The sequence below is a fragment of the Curtobacterium sp. MCLR17_045 genome (assembly GCF_003234405.1).
Classification (GTDB): Bacteria; Actinomycetota; Actinomycetes; order Actinomycetales; family Microbacteriaceae; genus Curtobacterium; species Curtobacterium flaccumfaciens.
The window spans coordinates 22,590-40,972 of record NZ_QKTB01000022.1 but is presented as its reverse complement, the minus strand read 5'-3'; the positions used below and the strand labels follow the sequence as shown (position 1 = coordinate 40,972).

The 18,383-nt window shown below is 71.4% G+C and carries 15 protein-coding genes, 1 tRNA gene and 1 pseudogene; 3 read left to right on the top strand and 14 right to left on the bottom strand.

Annotated elements, in window-relative coordinates; translation table 11 throughout:
• Positions 1–58: 58 nt before the first annotated feature.
• From DEJ05_RS13375 to DEJ05_RS13365, 3 genes are read right to left on the bottom strand one after another with little or no spacing between them, the layout of a single operon-like run.
• Entirely contained in the window at positions 59–550 is a 492-nt protein-coding gene (locus DEJ05_RS13375; RefSeq protein ID WP_258376158.1) for a hypothetical protein, read from the bottom strand.
• The gene (locus tag DEJ05_RS13370) at positions 547–1,773 is read right to left on the bottom strand and encodes an MraY family glycosyltransferase (protein ID WP_027465783.1); all 1,227 of its coding nucleotides are present in this window, start codon (positions 1,771–1,773) and stop codon (positions 547–549) included. The genes DEJ05_RS13375 and DEJ05_RS13370 overlap by 4 nt, the downstream gene beginning before the upstream one ends.
• Complete coding sequence (locus DEJ05_RS13365) at positions 1,770–2,444, bottom strand: L-threonylcarbamoyladenylate synthase (RefSeq protein WP_027465784.1); 675 nt, start codon at positions 2,442–2,444, stop codon at positions 1,770–1,772. Before DEJ05_RS13365 ends, DEJ05_RS13370 begins: the two co-directional genes overlap by 4 nt.
• Positions 2,445–2,481: 37 nt before the next feature.
• Here DEJ05_RS13365 and DEJ05_RS13360 point away from each other — a divergent pair, with 37 nt between their 5' ends.
• Positions 2,482–3,135 carry an HAD family phosphatase gene (locus DEJ05_RS13360; protein ID WP_139196861.1) on the top strand — a complete coding sequence of 218 codons (654 nt, stop codon included), beginning with the start codon at positions 2,482–2,484 and terminating at the stop codon, positions 3,133–3,135.
• A 323-nt stretch (positions 3,136–3,458) separates the two neighbouring features.
• Here DEJ05_RS13360 and prmC read toward each other — a convergent pair whose 3' ends face one another.
• From prmC to argS, 9 genes are all read right to left on the bottom strand, one after another.
• Positions 3,459–4,334 carry a peptide chain release factor N(5)-glutamine methyltransferase gene (gene prmC / locus DEJ05_RS13355; protein ID WP_110864066.1) on the bottom strand — a complete coding sequence of 292 codons (876 nt, stop codon included), beginning with the start codon at positions 4,332–4,334 and terminating at the stop codon, positions 3,459–3,461.
• Between the two features lie 83 nt (positions 4,335–4,417).
• Positions 4,418–5,500, bottom strand: a complete 1,083-nt coding sequence (gene prfA, locus DEJ05_RS13350) for a peptide chain release factor 1 (protein ID WP_017885756.1) — start codon at positions 5,498–5,500, stop codon at positions 4,418–4,420.
• Positions 5,501–5,503: 3 nt separating this feature from the next.
• Entirely contained in the window at positions 5,504–7,837 is a 2,334-nt protein-coding gene (rho, locus tag DEJ05_RS13345) for a transcription termination factor Rho (protein ID WP_111110644.1), read from the bottom strand.
• Positions 7,838–8,017: 180 nt separating this feature from the next.
• On the bottom strand, positions 8,018–9,001 hold the full coding sequence (gene thrB / locus DEJ05_RS13340) for a homoserine kinase (protein ID WP_175330774.1): 984 nt from the start codon (positions 8,999–9,001) through the stop codon (positions 8,018–8,020).
• A 32-nt stretch (positions 9,002–9,033) separates the two neighbouring features.
• Positions 9,034–10,113, bottom strand: coding sequence for a threonine synthase (thrC, locus tag DEJ05_RS13335; protein ID WP_071404606.1), 1,080 nt, complete (start codon positions 10,111–10,113; stop codon positions 9,034–9,036).
• A 90-nt stretch (positions 10,114–10,203) separates the two neighbouring features.
• Positions 10,204–11,511 carry a homoserine dehydrogenase gene (locus DEJ05_RS13330; protein WP_027465790.1) on the bottom strand — a complete coding sequence of 436 codons (1,308 nt, stop codon included), beginning with the start codon at positions 11,509–11,511 and terminating at the stop codon, positions 10,204–10,206.
• A 65-nt stretch (positions 11,512–11,576) separates the two neighbouring features.
• On the bottom strand, positions 11,577–12,998 hold the full coding sequence (lysA, locus tag DEJ05_RS13325) for a diaminopimelate decarboxylase (RefSeq protein ID WP_111110643.1): 1,422 nt from the start codon (positions 12,996–12,998) through the stop codon (positions 11,577–11,579).
• A 58-nt stretch (positions 12,999–13,056) separates the two neighbouring features.
• A complete protein-coding gene (locus tag DEJ05_RS13320) occupies positions 13,057–13,812 on the bottom strand; it encodes an LmeA family phospholipid-binding protein (protein WP_111110642.1) in 756 nt (251 codons plus the stop codon).
• A gap of 159 nt (positions 13,813–13,971) precedes the next feature.
• Entirely contained in the window at positions 13,972–15,642 is a 1,671-nt protein-coding gene (gene argS / locus DEJ05_RS13315) for an arginine--tRNA ligase (RefSeq protein WP_111110641.1), read from the bottom strand.
• 59 nt (positions 15,643–15,701) lie between these two features.
• Here argS and DEJ05_RS13310 point away from each other — a divergent pair, with 59 nt between their 5' ends.
• Positions 15,702–16,277, top strand: coding sequence for a hypothetical protein (locus tag DEJ05_RS13310; protein ID WP_111110640.1), 576 nt, complete (start codon positions 15,702–15,704; stop codon positions 16,275–16,277).
• Positions 16,278–16,949: 672 nt separating this feature from the next.
• Positions 16,950–17,021: transfer RNA gene (locus tag DEJ05_RS13305), tRNA-Arg, on the top strand.
• A 26-nt stretch (positions 17,022–17,047) separates the two neighbouring features.
• Here DEJ05_RS13305 and DEJ05_RS18440 read toward each other — a convergent pair.
• Positions 17,048–17,392 (bottom strand): annotated as a pseudogene (locus DEJ05_RS18440) (VOC family protein); the annotation flags it as partial.
• A gap of 26 nt (positions 17,393–17,418) precedes the next feature.
• Positions 17,419–18,243: an alpha/beta hydrolase gene (locus DEJ05_RS13300; RefSeq protein WP_181440728.1), complete on the bottom strand. Its 825-nt coding sequence runs from the start codon at positions 18,241–18,243 to the stop codon at positions 17,419–17,421.
• Between the last annotated feature and the right edge of the window lie 140 nt (positions 18,244–18,383).

Below are 18,383 nucleotides of genomic sequence, written 5' to 3'. Positions count from 1 at the left end.
AAAGGCTCCGGTAGCGGACTTCGAGAAGCCTATCAGGTGCGAGAGGCTTCCCGGCTTCTCAGACGCGGGGGGTCGGGTTCCCAGCGTCCGCGGAGTCGTCGAGGCCGTCGCCCGGCAGCCGGACGCCGATCGGGGTGCGGGCCTTCGCGACGGCGACGACGTCGATCACCAGGGAGCCGACGACCCCCGCGATGATCACGATCGCCAGCACCGGGAAGTCGACCCAGTCGCGGTCCTTGAGCAGGACCAGCAGCACGATGAAGACGATGAACTTGAGCAGCCAGGTGCCCATCACGATGCCGAAGAAGGCACCGGAGATCGTCTGGCCCTTCGAGACGCGCAGCGCGACGAGGACACTGACCGCGGTGAGCCCGAGGAACACGACGCTCAGCACGGCGCCGAGCAGTCCCCCGACCAACCCCGGGCCGTCCGCGACGAGGAACCCGATGAGCCCGCCGACCACCGCGAGGGCGACGGCGAGTACCGCTCCCCAGGTGATGATGCGGCGGAACACCGGCCGGACGTGGTCGAGCGCGTTCGGTGCGGTCACGTGATGTCTCCAGGGATCGTGCGGTCGTTGGCGGCCCGGTCGAGCGGGTCGAGGCTGGCGTCCACCACGGCGGCGGAGCGGTTGGCGGTCTGGGCGGCGATCTCGGTGCGTTTCCGGCCGAGCGGCGCGAAGGTCGCGACGGCGCAGACGGTGAAGCCGACGGACACGAAGACGACGACCCAGTACCAGTCCACGAAGAGGAACAGCAGGCACCCGAAGGCGACGGTCGCGGTCCACGCGTAGAAGATCAGCACCGCGTGGAAGTGCGAGTGCCCCATGTCGAGCAGGCGGTGGTGCAGGTGCTTCCGGTCGGCCGAGAACGGCGACTTGCCCGCGCTGAGCCGTCGGGTGACCGCGAGACCGAAGTCCAGGATCGGGACGATCAGGATCGCGAACGGCAGCAGGATCGGGATGAACGCCGGCAGCAGCGCCTGGCGTGTCTGCACCGCCGCCGGGTCGATGTTGCCCGTGACCGAGACCGCGCTCGTGGCCATCAGGAACCCGACGAGCAGCGCACCGGCGTCGCCCATGAAGAGCTTGGCGGGGTGCCAGTTCAGGATGAGGAAGCCGAAGCAGGCCCCGACGAGGACCGCGGTGAGCAGCGACGGCAGGTTGAAGAAGAACTCGGTCTGGACGACCACGCGGTTGATGAAGAACGTGTAGAGGAAGAAGACCCCGCCGGCGATGATCGCGACGCCGGCCACCAGGCCGTCGAGCCCGTCGATGAAGTTCACCGCGTTCATCACGAGCACCACCGCCAGCACGGTGAAGATCAGGCTCATGTACGACGAGCCGACGCCCAGCGTGTTGCCGATGGGCAGCGAGACGATCGCGACGCCCTGCCAGGCGAGGATGCCCGCCGCGATGATCTGCCCGGCGAGCTTCGTCATCCAGTCGAGGTCCCAGATGTCGTCCGCGACACCGAGGACCACGATGATGGTCGCTCCCCCGAGCACCGCGAGCACGCGACCCGGTTCGGAGAACACGAGCCGGAAGTAGTCGGTCCCCGCGATCGACGGGAACAGGAACCAGGCCGCGAGCAGCGAGACGATGACGCCGATGTACATCGCGATGCCACCGAGCCGCGGCGTCGGGGTGCGGTGCACGTCCCGCTCGCGGACCTGCGGGTACCACTTGTACTTCAGCCCGAGCTTCCAGACGATCAGGCTCATCACGAAGCTCACGACCGCGGCGATGGCCCCGGCGAGCAGGTAGTACTTCATGTGACGAGGTCGGCTCCGACGACCCGGATGATCTCCTCGTCGGGGATCACCCCGTGCCGGACGATGCGGAGCTTCCCGCCGTCCGACAGCCCGGTGGCGTCGACGATGGTCGAGCCGGTGCTGGCCTCGAAGCCGTCGTGCACCTCGACGGGTCCGCCGTCCAGGTAGATCGCGACGCTGTCACCGAGCATCCGTTCGGCGGCGTCGACGTCCATCGCGGCCGGGTCGCCCGTGGAGTTCGCGGACGAGACGGCGAGCGGTCCGACCTCCTGCAGGAGCTCGAGGGCGATCCGCGAGTCCGGCATCCGCAGCGCGACCGTGCCGCGCGTCTCACCGAGGTCCCAGTCGAGCGACGGCTGTGCGTGCAGGATGACGGTCAGCCCGCCCGGCCAGAACTCCGCCACCAGGTCGCGCACCGGCTGCGGGACCTCGCTGGCGAGGGCGTCGAGCGTGGGCGGACCGGGGATGAGCACGGGCGGCGGCGACTGCCGCGTGCGGCCCTTCGCATCGAGCAGCCGCTGCACGGCCGTCGCGCTGAAGGCGTCCGCGGCGAGGCCGTAGACGGTGTCGGTGGGGACCACGACGAGCTCTCCGCGTCCGAGGGCGGCACGTGCGAGCCGCATCCCGGTCAGGAGCCCGTCGGAGTCGGTGCAGTCGTATCGGGATGCCATGACTCGACGATGATAGTGCGACACAATGGTGGACATCGTGAACGAGACGCCCGCACCCCCGCTCCTGTTCCTCTTCGACATGGACGACGTCCTGGTCCGGTACGACTGGCAGGTGCGCATGGCCGCACTCTCCGAGTTCACCGGACACGAGTTCCAGGAGCTCCGTCGCCGATGGTGGGACTGCGGTCACGAGATGCGTGCCGAGGCCGGTGGGTTCGCCGACGGCGACGAGTACCTCGCCGCGTTCGAGCGCGCGATGGAGTGCGACGTCCCCGAGGCCGACTGGGCCCGGATACGCGGATCCGCCATGACCGAGCTGCCGGAACGCATCGAGGCGGTCCGGATCGCGAGCGAGCACGGGCGTGTCGGGCTGCTCACCAACAACGGTCCGCTCGCCGGCCGCTGGATCCACGAGTGGGCGCCGTCCCTGCCCGAGGTCTTCGGCGAGCACCTGGACACCTCGAGCAACTTCGGCGCCCGGAAGCCCGAGCCCGAGGTCTTCCAGCGCGCGATCGCCCACCACGGCGTCCCCGCGGAACGCACCTTCTTCGCCGACGACATGCCCGAGAACATCGCGGGTGCGCGGAGCGTCGGCATCCACGCGGTCCTGGTCGAGCACGACACCGACCTGCGGGAGCACGTCCGCGCCTTCGTCGCGGCGCAGCAGCGCGAGGCCTCCCCCGTCGCGTAGCCCGCCACGCCCGTTCCTTCCCGTCGCGGTTGCGCTGGGAAGCAAGAACGGGCACACCTGGTCGTCCCGAACGACCCGGTACGCCCGATCCCACCAGGTACGCCCGGATCCACGCGGCACACGCAGCACGGCCGAGCGACGGGAGGCCCGCCCCACGCCCGCCACGCCCGTTCCTTCCCATCGCGGTCGCGCTGGAAAGCAAGAACGGGCATACCTGGTCATCCCGGACGACCCGGTACGCCCGATCCCACCAGGTACGCCCGGATCCACCCGGCACGCCCGGATCCACGCGGCACCGGCCTGGAGGCCCGGCTCGCCCCCGACTAGCGCGTCGCGGTGGTCGTGCGGTCGCGCCCCGTCAGGTCGACGTGCGTCTCCGGGGTGCGGAACCCCCGGCGCGCCAGGACCTCCCGGACTCCGGCGCCCTGCGGCTCGGCGTGCTCGACGACCAGGACTCCCCCGGGCACGAGCAACCGCCAGGCCGTCTCGGCGAGAGCCCGGACGGCGTCGAGGCCGTCCGGCCCGCCGTAGAGCGCCATCGCCGGGTCGTGGTCGCGGACCTCGGGGTCGATCGGGATCGCGTCGTCCGGCACGTACGGCGGGTTCGACACGACGACGGACACGGTGCCGTCGAGTTCCGGCAGCGCGTCGGCGAGGTCGCCCTCGACGAGTCGGACCGTGCCACCGTGGGCGTCGACGTTGCGCCGGGTCCAGGGCAGGGCCTCGGCGGACCGCTCGACGGCGTAGACCACAGCGTTCGGCACCTCGGTGTCCATCGCGATCGCGATCGCACCGCTGCCGGAGCCCAGGTCCACGGCGATCGGCTCGGGGACCGCGGTCGCCCGCAGCGCGTCGATGCCGAACTGCACGACGCCCTCGGTCTCCGGACGGGGCACGAACACGCCCGGTCCGACGGCCAGGGTGAGCGCACGGAAGTACGCCTGCCCGGTGATGTGCTGCAGCGGCTCACGGGTGGCACGGCGGGCGACGGCGTGCCGGAAGCGCTCGACGTGCTCCGGTGCGATGCCGCCGCCGATCAGCGCACGGGCTTGGACAGCTCCGCGCGAGGTGTCGGTCGCCCACGCGAGCAGCAGCTCGGCGTCGACCCGGGGCGTCGGCACGCCGACGGCGACGAGCGCCGCGGTCGCCTGCTCGAGCAGGCGATCCGCGGCGTACGTGAGGGGCGTGTCGGCGGTGATCCTCCCCACCGGCTCGGCCGGGCCGTCGCTCCGCAGGCTCCGCGACGCCCCGGTACCGGCCGGCGTGGGCCCAGCCTCCGAGGTCACGCGTCCTGGTCGCCGATGGCGGCCAGACGCGCCTCTTCGTCCGCCTGGATGGCGGACTGGATGACGGGCTCGAGGGCACCGTTCATCACACGGTCGAGGTCGTACGCCTTGTAGCCGGTGCGGTGGTCCGCGATCCGGTTCTCCGGGAAGTTGTACGTGCGGATGCGCTCCGAACGGTCCATCCCGCGGATCTGCGACTTGCGCGCGTCCGAGGCGATCGCGTCGAGCTCCTCCTGCTGGCGCGCGAGGATGCGTGCGCGGAGCACGCGCATGCCGGCCTCGCGGTTCTGCAGCTGCGACTTCTCGTTCTGCATCGCCACCGTGATGCCCGTGGGCAGGTGAGTGATGCGGACCGCGGAGTCCGTCGTGTTGACGGACTGCCCGCCCGGGCCGGAGGACCGGTAGACGTCGATCTTGAGGTCGTTCTGGTTGATCTGGACCTCTTCGGGCTCGTCCACCTCGGGGAACACCAGCACGCCGGTGGTCGAGGTGTGGATGCGCCCCTGCGACTCGGTCTGCGGCACACGCTGGACGCGGTGCACACCGCCCTCGTACTTCAGGTGCGCCCAGACGCCCTGGGACGGATCGGTCGTGTTCGACTTGATCGCGACCTGGACGTCCTTGTAGCCACCCAGGTCGGACTCGGTGCGCTCGAGGAGCTCGACCTTCCAGCCCTTGGTCTCGGCGTAGTGCGAGTACATGCGCAGGAGATCGGCCGCGAACAGCGCCGATTCCTCGCCGCCCTCGCCGCCCTTGATCTCCATGATGACGTCACGGCCGTCGTCGGGGTCGCGCGGGATGAGCAGCCGGCGGAGACGCTCCTGGCGCTCCGACAGCTGCTCCTCGAGCCCGGGGACCTCGTCCGCGAACGCTGCGTCTTCACGGGCGAGTTCCTGGGCGGCGGCGAGGTCGTCCCCCGCCGCCTGCCAGGCCTCGTACGCGGACTTGATCTGGTTGAGCTCGGCGTACCGCCGGTTCACCTTCTTCGCCCGGGCCGCATCGGCGTGGAGCGCGGGGTCCGACAGCTGCTGTGTCAGGTCCTCGTGTTCCGCCAGCAGCCCCGCTACCGACTCGAACACGCGTTACTCCTGGTGGCCGTTGTGGTGGGCGCCGGTCGAGGGGACCGACTTCTGCACCTGCACCAGGAACTCGACGTTCGACTGCGTCTCCTTGAGGTTCCGCAGCACGATCTCGAGGGCCTGCTGCGGGTCGAGCCCGGCGAGGGCCCGGCGCAGACGCCAGGTGATCTTGACCTCGTCGGCGGAGAGCAGCTGCTCCTCGCGACGGGTGCCCGAGGCGTTCACGTCGACGGCGGGGAAGATCCGCTTGTCGGCGAGGTGACGGTTCAGGCGGAGCTCCATGTTGCCGGTGCCCTTGAACTCCTCGAAGATGACCTCGTCCATCTTGGAGCCGGTCTCGACGAGCGCGGTCGCGAGGATGGTCAGCGAGCCGCCGTCCTCGATGTTGCGCGCGGCACCGAAGAAGCGCTTCGGCGGGTAGAGCGCCGCCGAGTCGACGCCACCGGAGAGCACGCGGCCCGACGGCGGGGTCGACAGGTTGTACGCACGGCCCAGGCGGGTGATCGAGTCGAGCAGCAGCACGACGTCGTGGCCCAGCTCCACCAGGCGCTTCGCACGCTCGATGGCGAGCTCGGCGACGGTGGTGTGGTCCTCGGCGGGACGGTCGAAGGTCGAGGCGATGACCTCGCCCTTCACCGTGCGCTGCATGTCGGTGACCTCTTCGGGACGCTCGTCGACGAGGACGACCATCAGGTGCGCCTCGGGGTTGTTCTTGGCGACAGCGTTCGCGATGGCCTGCAGCACGACGGTCTTGCCGGCCTTCGGCGGGGACACGATGAGACCGCGCTGGCCCTTGCCGATCGGCGACACGAGGTCGATGATGCGGGTCGACAGCTTGCCCGGCTCCGTCTCGAGGCGCAGGCGCTCGTTCGGGTACAGCGGGGTGAGGTCGTTGAAGTCGACGCGGGCCGCGGCCTCGTCGGCGGACTGGCCGTTGATCGACTCGACGGCGACGAGCGCGTTGTACTTCTGGCGGCTCTGCTGCTCGCCGTCACGCGGCTGCTTGATCGAACCGACGACGGCGTCGCCCTTGCGCAGGTGGTACTTCTTCACCTGGCCGAGGGAGACGTAGACGTCGCTCGGGCCCGGCAGGTACCCGGTGGTGCGGACGAACGCGTAGTTGTCGAGGACGTCGAGGATGCCCGCGATCGGGATCAGGACGTCGTCCTCGGTGACCTCGGGCTCGAAGTCGTCGTTCTGGCCGCCACGGCCGCGCTTGCGGTCGCGCTGGCGACGGCTGCGGCCGCTCTCGGCCTCGTCGGCGTGCTGTTGCTGCTGCTGCTTCTGCTGGCCGCTGGTCTGCTGCTTCTGCTGACCGGCGTTCTGCTGCTGCTTCTGGTCGGCCTTGTCGTCCTGCTTGGCCTCGGCCTGCTTCGGCTGGTCGTTCTGCTTCTGGCCGCCGTTCTGCTGGCCGCCGTTCTGCTGGTCGGCACCGTTCTGCTTCTGCTGGCCGGCGTTCTGGCCGCCGTTCTGCTGCTCGGCGCCGTTCTGCTTCTGCTGGCCGCCGTTCTGCTGCTCGGCGCCGTTCTGCTGCTCGCCGTTCTCGGCGTTCTGGCCACGGCCACGACCGCGACCACGGCTGCGACGACCGCGACGCGAGCCGCCCTCGCCCTGCTCGGAGTTCTGGTCGCCCTGGTCGTTCTGGTCGCCGGACTCGTTCTGGTCCTGGTCGGCCTGGACGGCGGACGTCGGGGCCTGCTGGCCCTGCTGGGCCGCCTGGCTCGGCTGCTCGGCCTCGGCGGGTGCCGACGCCTGCTGGCCCTGGTCGGCGGCGCGCTGGTCGGCGCCACGCTGCTCGGTGCCACGCTGCTCGGCGTTCCGCTGGCCACGGCCACGGCGCTGGGAGCCGGACTGCGCGGCTTCCTGGGCGTCCTTCTCGGCGCGGACCTGGTCGAGCCCGGCGAGGAGGTCCTCGGTGCCGGTCTGGCCGTGGTTGGTGTGCTCGGCGGCCGAGGTCGGCGCGGCGTTCACGGTGCCGCCGGACGATGCGCGGCGCGAACGACGGGCACGGCTCGGGGCGGCCGACTCGGCGGGTGCCTCGGGGTCGGCGACGGGTGCCTCGGCAGCGGGCTGCGCGGGGGTCTCGGCGGGCTCCGGCAGGGTCGGCTGCTCGGTGGCGGCCGGCTCGGCGGGGGTCTCGGCGACGGCGGCGGCGGCCGGGGCGGCCGGCGTCTCGTCGGCGGGACGCTTGTCCTCGATGGAGGCGATCAGGTCGCCCTTGCGGAGCTTGGAGAGCCCGGTGATGCCGAGCGAGGAGGCGATGCGCTGGAGCTCCGGGAGTCGGAGGACACGCAGGTCGCTGGGGATCTCCACCTGGGCGGAGTTGTTGTCGGTCAAGGTCGGTGTTTCCTTTCGAACCGCAGAACGCGGAGAGTTTCCACCGTCCCGGATGCAGGGTGAGCATCGACCGCCGTTCAGACGACGGATCGGGATTCGGTGATCAGAAAGAGATGCACACTCGCGCACCGGACCCTGCGACGACGCAGGAGCTGTCCTGAGGACGAGCGATCCGTACGGTTACGCGGGTTCGGCTTCGAGCGCCGAGTGCGCTGCCACTGTAGCACCACCGAGATCGACGGCCAGCATGAGCGGCCGCCAGTCGGATTCGGCGTGTCGCTGCACCAGTTCGGCGGCGGTCAGGCGCTGTGCCGGGTCGCTGCCGAGGACGAGCAGGCTCGGCCCGGCACCGGAGACCACCGCGGCGAGGCCGTGCTGTCGGAGCAACCGGATCAGGGCGTCGGTCTCGGGCATGGCGCTGGCGCGGTACGCCTGGTGCAGACGGTCCTCGGTCGCGGCGAGCAGCAGCTCGGGGCTCTGGATGAGCGCCGCGACGAGCAGCGCCGAGCGGGAGACGTTGAAGGCGGCGTCGGCGTGCGGGACCTGCTCGGGCTGCAGGGAGCGCGCGAGCTTGGTCGAGAGCGTCGAGGTCGGCACGAACACCACCGGGGCGACACCGCGGTGCACCAGGAGCCGCTTGTAGGCAGGGCCCTCGGCGGTCATCCACGCGATCGTCAGGCCGCCGAAGAGCGCCGGCGCGACGTTGTCCGGGTGGCCCTCCATCTCGGTGGCCAGGGTCAGGAGCGTCGAGGCGTCCAGGTCGACGATTCCCTCGAGCAGACCACGGGCAGCCATCAGCCCGGCGACGATCGCCGCGGCGGAGGAACCGAGACCGCGGCCGTGCGGGATCGCGTTCGTGGCGTGCAGCTCGAGTCCGGGCTGGTCGACACCGGCGTGCTCCAGGCCCCGGCGGACCGCACGGACGACGAGGTTCGTGTCGTCCGTGGCGACCTCACCGGCACCGACGCCCTCGACCGTGACGGTCGCGCCGGGTTCGGAGCGGACACGCACCACGACCTCGTCGTAGAGCGAGAGCGCGAGGCCGAGCGAGTCGAAGCCGGGGCCGAGGTTCGCCGACGTCGCCGGCACCCGGACGCGGACCGCCGATCCGGTCGGCAGCGCTCGGACCGCCCGTCCGGCCGGTACAGCACTGCGGGCGGTCATGCCCTCACCCGGTCCGGACGAGCGGTCGGAGATCACTGCTCGCTGACCAGACCGAGCACGTCGGCGATCGACTTCGTGTCGACCGGCACGCTCGTCGGGGTGACCTCGCCGCCGTCCGGCGTGCGGAGGGCCCACTGCGGGTCCTTCAGGCCGTGGCCCGTGACCGTGATGACGACCTTCGCGCCCTTCGGCACGACACCGGCGTCGGCACGCTCGAGGAGCCCGGCGACACCGATGGCCGATGCAGGCTCGACGAAGACGCCGACCTCGGCAGACAGGATGCGGTGTGCGGCGAGGATGGCCTCGTCGGTGATGGCACCGAAGTAGCCGTCGGTCTCCTCCCGCGCCTCGAGCGCGAACTGCCACGAGGCCGGGTTGCCGATGCGGATCGCCGACGCGATGGTGTCGGGGTGCCGGACGACCTCGCCGTGCACGATCGGGGCGGAACCCGCGGCCTGGAACCCGAACATGCGGGGCAGCTTGGTGCTGCGGCCGGCGGCGACGTCCTCGCGGTAGCCGCGCGAGTACGCGGTGTAGTTGCCCGCGTTGCCGACGGGCAGGAAGTGGAAGTCCGGTGCGTCACCGAGGACGTCGACGACCTCGAACGCGGCGGTCTTCTGCCCCTCGATGCGGTCGTTGTTTACGGAGTTGACGAGGTGCACCGGGTAGTTCGCCGCCAGGTCGCGGGCGATGTCGAGGCAGTCGTCGAAGTTGCCCTGCACCTGCAGCAGCTGGGCGTCGTGGGCGACGGCCTGGCTGAGCTTGCCCATGGCGATCTTGCCCTCGGGCACGAGCACCGCGGCGGTGATGCCGGCGTGCGTGGCGTACGCGGCGGCCGAGGCGCTGGTGTTGCCGGTCGAGGCGCAGATGACGGCCTTCGCGCCGTGCTCGACGGCCTTCGAGATCGCCATCGTCATGCCGCGGTCCTTGAACGAACCCGTCGGGTTCATGCCCTCGAACTTCACGTAGACCTCGGCGCCGGTGCGCTCGGAGAGCCGACGAGCCGGGATGAGCGGCGTGCCGCCCTCACCGAGCGTGACGATGGGCGTCGCCTCGGTCACGTCGAGTCGGTCGGCGTACTCGCGCAGGACTCCCTGCCACTGGTGGGCCATCAGGCTTCTCTCTCTGTCCGGTGGGGTGGATCTGGTGGTGGTGGTGCGGCTGGGTGGGCCTGCAGGTCGGCCTGGAGGCCCGTGGTCGCGTCAGCGACCGACGACGCGCAGGACGCTGGTGACGTCCAGGACGACGTCCTCGCCGCGGAGGGCGACGACGGTGTCCGCCAGGTCGGCCTCGCGCGCAAGGTGGGTGCCGATGACGAGCGTCGCGGTCCCCTCGGCTGCGCCGGTGGTGGTCTGTTCGACCGTCTCGACGCTGACGCCGTGCTTCGCGAGCACGCCGGCGACCGTCGAAAGCACGCCGGGGGCGTCCGTGACGTGCAGGGTGATCTGGTAGCTCGTGCGGACGGTGCCGATCGGGAACACCGGCAGCTCGGACTGCGTCGACTCGGCGACACCCGGGCCGCCGATGACGTGCCGACGGGCCGCGGAGACCAGGTCGCCGAGGACCGCCGAGGCCGTCTCGACCCCACCGGCGCCCGCGCCGTAGAACATCAGGTCGCCGGCGGCCTCGGCCTCGACGAACACGGCGTTCTTCGCACCGTGCACGCTCGCGAGCGGGTGCGACTCGGGCACGAGGGCCGGGTAGACGCGGGCACTGACGCCCTCGCGGCCGTCCTCGTCGGTGAGTCGCTCGGCGGTCGCCAGGATCTTCACGACGTAGCCGGCCTTGCGGGCGGCGCGGACCTGGTCGATCGTGACGTGGGTGATGCCCTCGCGGTGCACGGCGGCGAGCGGCACCGAGGTGTGGAACGCCAGCGAGGCCAGGATCGCTGCCTTCTGCGCGGCGTCGTAGCCCTCGACGTCGGCGGTCGGGTCGGCCTCGGCGTAGCCCAGCTCCGTCGCGGTGGCCAGGGCATCCTCGAACGTGGAGCCCTTGCGGTCCATCAGGTCGAGGATGAAGTTCGTGGTGCCGTTGACGATGCCCATGATCCGGACGATGCGGTCACCGGCGAGCGAGTCGTGCAGCGGGCGGATGATCGGGATCGCCCCGGCCACGGCGGCCTCGTAGTAGAGCTGCGCGCCGACCTGCTCGGCCGCGGCGAAGAGCTCCGGGCCGTGGGTCGCGAGCAGCGCCTTGTTGCCGGTGACGACGTCCGCGCCCGACTGCAGGGCCTGGAGCACGAGGGTGCGTGCCGGCTCGATGCCACCGATGAGCTCGACGACGATGTCCGCGCCGAGGATGAGCGATGCCGCGTCCGTGGTGAAGAGCTCCGCCGGCAGGTCGACGTCGCGCTGGGCGTCCACGTCGCGCACGGCGATCCCGACCAGCTCCAGCCCGGCACCGGCGCGCGAGGCCAGCTCGTCGCCGTGCTCGAGGAGCAGTCGCGCGACCTGGGAACCGACCGAGCCGGCCCCGAGCAGCGCGACACGGACGTTGCGGTATTCGATCATCTGGTAGCGGTTCCTGTCGGTGGGGGTGCGCCCTGCGGGGTGGGCGGACCCGGTCGGGTCGGGGGTCAGCGGCCGGTGCCGTCGGCGGGCACGGCGGCGACCCCGGTGTCACGGGCGAGAAGGTCGTCGATCGTCTCGCCCCGCACGAGGATACGGGCTGTGCCGTCCGCGACGGCGACGACCGGCGGGCGGCCCACGTGGTTGTAGTTGCTCGACAGCGCCCAGCAGTAGGCCCCGGTGGCCGCGACGGCGAGCAGGTCCCCGCGCTGCACGTCGCCGGGCAGGTACTCGTCGTTCACCACGACGTCGCCGCTCTCGCAGTGCTTGCCGACGACGCGGCTCAGCACCGCTGGTGCGTCCGAGGTGCGGGCGAGCCGGGCCGTGTAGTCGGCGCCGTACAGGGCGGGACGGATGTTGTCGCTCATCCCGCCGTCGACCGAGACGTACGTGCGGGTCGCGCTGCCGCCGTCCTCGGTCTCGAGCGTGACGGGCTTGATCGTGCCGACGCGGTAGAGCGTCACCCCGGGCGGGCCGATGATGTAGCGGCCCGGCTCGACGGCGATGTCCGGCACCGGGATGCCGCGCTCGGCGCAGGCCTCGCCGATGATCGTGGCCAGTGCCTCGGCGACGTCCTCGGGGGCGAAGGCCGAGTCGGCCTCGGTGTAGTCGATGCCCCAGCCGCCGCCGAGGTTCAGCTCGGGCACCGGACCGGAGGCCACGAGCGTCGCGTGCACGTCCATGAGCCGGCGTGCGGCCTCGCGGAAGCCGGCGTCGTCGAAGATCTGCGAACCGATGTGCGAGTGCAGCCCGACGAAGGCGAGCGAGGACTCGGCGCGGACGGCTGCCGCGGCCTCGACGGCCTCGGACAGCGGGATGCCGAACTTCTGGTCCTCGCGAGCGGTCGCCAGGTACTCGTGGGTGGACGCGTGCACACCGGTGTTGATCCGGATGCGCACACGCTGCACGACCCCGGCGTCGGCGGCGGCACGGGCGACGCGCTGCACCTCTTCGTGGCTGTCGAGCACGATCGTGCCGATGCCGACCTCGACCGCGCGGGCGATCTCGGCGTCGGACTTGTCGTTGCCGTGGAAGCCGAGCCGGCCGGGGTCGATGCCGCCGGCCAGGGCGACCGCGAGCTCACCGGCGGTGCAGACGTCCACGCGCAGGTCGGCCTCGGCCATCCACGCGACGACCTGCGTCGTCAGGAAGGCCTTGCCGGCGTAGTAGACGTGCGCGTGGCTGCCGATGCGCTCGAACGCCTCGGCGAACGCGTTCCGCACACGGACGGCGCGGGACTGGACGTCACGCTCGTCGACGACGTACAGGGGCGTGCCGAACTGCGCGACCAGGTCCGTCGCGCTGATGCCGCCGATCGCCAGGGTGCCGTCGTCGGTCCGCGTCGCAGACGCGGGCCAGATGCGGTCCACCAGTTCGGAGGCGTCCGTCGGGAACCGCAGCCGCGGCGGTGCAAGGGGGTTCTCGCTCACGGGACCCGATCCTACCGACGCGAGCCGTTCCTCCAGGCCGCGTTACGCACCCGTCCGCTCACCCGCAGCTGCCGACCGTCCGCAGGCCGTCCTCGTTGAGCGGCAGCGCGTCCGCGGTGATCCGGACCGTCGCGTCCGACTTCGACACGTCGAGCGAACGCACCCGCAGCGCCTCGGGCAGGAACTGCGCGGTGCAGACCTGCACCGGGACGCCGGTGACGCCCGGGATCGAGTCGACCTTCAGGCCGAGGTCGGAGTTCGTGATCCGGACGCTCTCCGGGGTGATCGAGATGCCGCGGCCGTCGTCCTGCGCGACGACGGCACCCTTGGCGGCGTAGGTGATGTCGTAGCCGAGCACCGACGACGACCCCGTCAGTTCGACGCCGCCGTCGACCAGGTTCAGCCGGTCGAACAGCGGGCTGTACTTCGCCAGGTCCTTGACGCTCGACGACGCCAGGGTGACCGTGCCGTCGACGTCGCGGACGTCGCCCTTGCCGTCCACCGGGACGTCCTGCGCGGTGACGTCGGCGGCGAGCGGGATGCCGTCCACCGTGAGCTTCGCCGAGGAGATCTCGACGCGGTCGAGCGTGCCGCTGATGAGCTGCGGGATGACGATGCCCTCGGCGTGGGCGTCGACCTCGCCGGTCGTGCCGTCCGGCAGCGACTGCTCGACCTGCTGGGCGATGATCCGGTCGACGACGCCGCGCAGCACGAACTCGGCGATCACGACGAGGGCGGCGAGCACGACGACGACCACGAGCAGGACGACGGGCCAGCGGCGGCGCGTGGTGGGGCGTTCGATGGCTGCGGGCATGCGTCCCACCCTGCCAGTCCGTCCCGGCAGCCTGCCTGGAGGCCCGGTGCGCGTCCGGCGCAGCGGCTGCAGGGATGCAAAACACCGGTGTTCGCGCTCGACACCGCGGAATGCGGGTGTTCGGTGCGCGAACACCGGTGTTGTGCGGAAGGAGTACCGCTACATGCGGGACGGAGCCGACACGCCGAGCAGGCCGAGGCCGTTCCGGACGACCTGGCCGGTGGCGTCGTTCAGCCACAGGCGCGTGCGGTGCAGGTCGTTCACGGGCTCGTCGCCGAGGGGCGTGACACGGCAGGAGTCGTACCAGCGGTGGTACAGGCCGGCCAGCTGCTCGATGTACCGCGCGATGCGGTGCGGCTCGCGCAGCTCGGCGGCGTGCCGGACCACCCGCGGGTACTCGGCGAGGGCTCCGAGGAGCGCGCTCTCCGACTCGTGGGTCAGCAGCGAGGCGTCGAACACCGACCGGTCGACCCCGGCCGCCGCGGCGTTCCGGGCCACCGACTGCGTGCGGGCGTGGGCGTACTGCACGTAGAAGACGGGGTTGTCGTTCGTGCGCTTCGTGAGCAGGTCGAGGTCGATGTCGATCGCGGTGTCGCTGGCGAAGCGGACCAGGGCGTACCGGCCGGCGTCGACACCGACGGCGTCGACGAGGTCCTCCATCGTGACGATGGTGCCGTTGCGCTTCGACATGCGCATCGGCTCGCCGTCCTTGAGCAGGTTGACCATCTGCCCGATCAGGATCTCGAGGTTCTTGCCGGGCTCGTCCCCGAACGCGGCGCACATCGCCATCATCCGGCCGACGTAGCCGTGGTGGTCGGCGCCGAGCATGATCAGGTTGCGCTCGAACCCGCGCTCGCGCTTGTCGAGGTAGTACGCCAGGTCGCCGGCGATGTACGCGGGCTCGCCGTCCGACTTGATGACGACGCGGTCGCGGTCGTCGCCGAAGTCGGTCGTGCGGAGCCACTCGGCGCCCTCGGCCTCGTACATCACGCCGGCCGACCGCAGTCGGGCGATGGCACGCTCGACGGCCTTCGACTCGTGCAGGGCGTTCTCGTGGAAGTAGACGTCGAAGTCGACGCCGAAGTCGTGCAGCGACGACTTGATGTCCGCGAACATGAAGTCGACGCCCTCGCGACGGAAGAGCTCCTGCGCCTCGTCGCGCGGCAGGTCGCGGACGTCGATGCCCGGCTCGAGGGTCGCGATGACCCGTGCGGCGATCTCGGCGATGTAGGCGCCGCCGTAGCCGTCCTCGGGCGTCGGCTCACCGAGTGCGCTGGCGACGAGGGAGCGGGCGAACCGGTCGATCTGCGCGCCGTGGTCGTTGAAGTAGTACTCGCGGGTGACGAGGCCGCCCTGCGCCTGGAACACGCGGGCCAGGCTGTCGCCCACCGCGGCCCAGCGGACGCCGCCCATGTGGATCGGGCCGGTGGGGTTGGCGGAGACGAACTCCAGGTTGATCCGGACGCCGTCGTACAGGTCGCCGGTGCCGAAGGACTCGCCGCCGTCCACGATGGTGCGCGCGATCTCGCCAGCGGCGGCCGCCTCGAGCGTGATGTTGATGAAGCCGGGGCCGGCGACGTCGACGGAGTCCACGCCGTCGAGCTCGGTCAGCTCGCCGGCGATCTCGGTCGCGAGCTCGCGCGGGTTCGTGCCGAGCCGCTTCGCGAGCTGCATGGCCGCGTTCGAGGCCCAGTCGCCGTGGGCGCGGTTCTTCGGACGCTCGAGCACCACGTGGGACTCCTCGATCGTCACGGTCTCGGACGCGCCTCGGCGCTCGACGATCCCGGTCAGGATCGACAGGTACGCGGCGGAGAGTTCGGCAGGAGTCACGAGGACCGATCCTACCGGGACGCCCAGGTCCGCACCGGTCGATGCAGCATCATGTCGGGATGACCCCCCGCAGCCGTGCCCGGGCGCTCACCGTCGCCACCCTCACCATCGCAGCAGCCGTCGTGCTCGCCGGGTGCTCGGGCGGCGGGGACAGCACCCCGTCGGCCAGCGCGACCCCGGCGGGCAAGCCGGTGTCGCAGACCTGCGCGGAGCTCCTGCCGACCAGCGCACTGTCGGTGTACGGGCAGACCTTCGAGCTCGACGACTCCTTCACCCCGGCGAAGGGCTCCCCCGCTGCGACCATCGCGAAGCAGCAGGGTCGCGTGTGCCGGTTCGTCAGTACCGACGCCGACGCCACGGCGATCACGCTCGCGGTCGCCGACCTGCCTGAGAAGTCGCTCACCAACCTGAAGGACGCCCTGTACGAGCGGGGCGGGTCCGTCCCCACCTACCGCGTGGAGGGCTACTTCGCCCTGAGCGGCGACGTCGGCCGCGCGGACGCCTTCGCCGACCCGTACTGGATCACCGCGCAGTCGACGCTGTTCACCGAGCCGGGTGGGGCGCAGCCCGTCGTGGACGCGGTGCGCGCCGCGCTCCAGCCGTCCGGGTCGGCGACGGCCACGCCCGCGGGCTGACGCGCGCTACCCCCGCGCACGGTGCGGGGCCGCCGCCGTCCGGTGCGAGGTTGCGCACGTGGTGCGCTGCTCGCGGCGCTGCACGGAACGCGGAACCTCGCACGGGATCGCGTCGATCGCACCGTGCGGACGGGAGGCCTGGGGCGGGTCCGCACTGCGCCTCCAGGCCGGCGGCGACCACGCACCGTGCCGGCTCCGCCATCTGGTGCGAGATTGCGCACGTGGTGCGCTGCTCGCAGCGCTGCACGGAACGCGGAACCTCGCACGGGATCTCGACGGACGCACCGTGCGGACGGGAGGCCCGTGGCTGGCCCGCACCGCGCCTCCCGTCCGGCGGCGACCACGCACCGTGCCGCGTCCGCCGTATGGTGCGAGGTTGCGCACGTGGTGCGCGCTTGCAGCGCCGCACGGAGCGCGGAACCTCGCACGGGAACGCGTCGCTCACACGGTGTCGTGTCCGCCATCTGGTGCGAGGTTCCGTGCGTGGTGCGCGCCTGCTGCGCCGCACGGGACACGGAACCTCGCACGGAATCGCGACGCACGCACCGTGCGGACGGGAGGCCCGTGGCGGGCCCGCACCGCGCCTCCCGGCCGTCCGACGGCACGTCCACAGCGCGACACGCGCTGTCCAGGACCACCCGCCGGACCTGCTACGGTTGTTGACACCCCTTGGCCCCCATAGCTCAGGGGATAGAGCACTGCCCTCCGGAGGCAGGGGCGGAGGTTCGAATCCTCCTGGGGGCACTGGAAAGTACGCCGAAGAGGTTCCCGAAGGGATCGAGCAGCTGGCAGAGCCGCTCTCCCGTGAACACCGTCTTCGGTCCCCGATGTGCGACGGCACCGTTGGCGACCCAGTCCTCGACGACGGCATCGACGTCGGCCACCGTCCAGTACGGCACCGTGCCGGACGGCCCCGGCGTGTTCAGTTCGTCGGTCTGGTGCAGCGTGAGGCGGACGCCGTCGATGTCGAACGCGACGAGGGCGCCACCACGCACGACCGGTTCGCGGCGAAGCCTGGCCGCGTACCAGACGACCGCGGCCTCGAGGTCGTCGACGAACAGGAAGACGTTGCCGACCGGGCCGATCGGGAGCGGTGCTGTGGAGTCGTCGGGCACGGGGGTCCTCCTTCGTCGCGCGCCGCTCAGCGGTGCTCGACCCCGAGCGTCTGCGCGAGGAACGCGAGCGATCCGGGCAGCGCGTGGTCGGTGTAGCCCTCGGCGTGCCGGAGACCGGGGATCAGCTGCAGCGTGTTCGGGACGCCGACCGCGGCGAGCGCCGCCTGCAGGGCGATCGGGTCCGACCGCGGGACCCACTCCTCCAGCGAGTTGGCGAGGTAGACGGGGCCCGTCGACGCCGTCACGTGCTCGATCGTGGACGCCGCGGCGAGCGCCGACCGGTCGCCGCCGACCTCCTGCAGGATCACCCAGCGGAGGAACGGGTCGTCCCGCCCGGTCTGGTCGATGTCGGCGCTGCGCATCGCGTCGAGGTCCTGGTTCGTCGGCGCCGCGGAGACCGTGCCGTCCGTCGCCCGGATGATCTCGGCGAGGCCGAAGATCCCGGACCAGCTCACGGAGGGACGGCCGGTCGCGATGCCGCCCTCGACCGCGAGGTTCCCGCCGGCTGACCCGCCGAAGAAGGCGACCTTGCTCCGGTCGAAGGGGACGTCGGACTGCAGCGCCCACTCGTACGCGGTGAGCACGTCGTCCCTGCTCGCGGGGAACACGTCCGTCGGTGCCAGCCGGTAGTTCGGCACGAAGACCGTGTACCCGGCGTCCACGAGTCGGGCGGACAGGCCGTCCTCCTTGGACTTGTCCCCGCGGAACCAGCCGCCCCCGTGCACGAGCACGACGGCGCCGGTGCTCGGGGGCGATCCGGTGCCCGGGCTGTGGACGTCGAGGACCAGGGCGTCGTGCCGGTCCGAGTACCGCACGTCGCGGTCGATGTGGGGAGGTGGCTGGGTGGGCATCGGTGACGACCTTCCTCGGGTTCCCGACGCCGCGACCGGCGGCGGTTCGTGGAATCCGATTCTCATCGACCGTGTCACGGGGCGATTGGGTCGGATGACTCGATGCGGGTCGATTCCGGGGCGAGGAGCCGCACAACCGG

Coding starts and splice junctions, on each gene's coding strand:
- thrC (WP_071404606.1), bottom strand. CDS start 10,113: ATGGCCCACCAGTGGCAGGGAGTCCTGCGCGAGTACGCCGACCGACTC.
- DEJ05_RS13310 (WP_111110640.1), top strand. CDS start 15,702: ATGACCCCCCGCAGCCGTGCCCGGGCGCTCACCGTCGCCACCCTCACC.
- DEJ05_RS13365 (WP_027465784.1), bottom strand. CDS start 2,444: ATGGCATCCCGATACGACTGCACCGACTCCGACGGGCTCCTGACCGGG.
- DEJ05_RS13300 (WP_181440728.1), bottom strand. CDS start 18,243: ATGCCCACCCAGCCACCTCCCCACATCGACCGCGACGTGCGGTACTCG.
- thrB (WP_175330774.1), bottom strand. CDS start 9,001: ATGACCGCCCGCAGTGCTGTACCGGCCGGACGGGCGGTCCGAGCGCTG.
- DEJ05_RS13330 (WP_027465790.1), bottom strand. CDS start 11,511: ATGATCGAATACCGCAACGTCCGTGTCGCGCTGCTCGGGGCCGGCTCG.
- DEJ05_RS13370 (WP_027465783.1), bottom strand. CDS start 1,773: ATGAAGTACTACCTGCTCGCCGGGGCCATCGCCGCGGTCGTGAGCTTC.
- DEJ05_RS13320 (WP_111110642.1), bottom strand. CDS start 13,812: ATGCCCGCAGCCATCGAACGCCCCACCACGCGCCGCCGCTGGCCCGTC.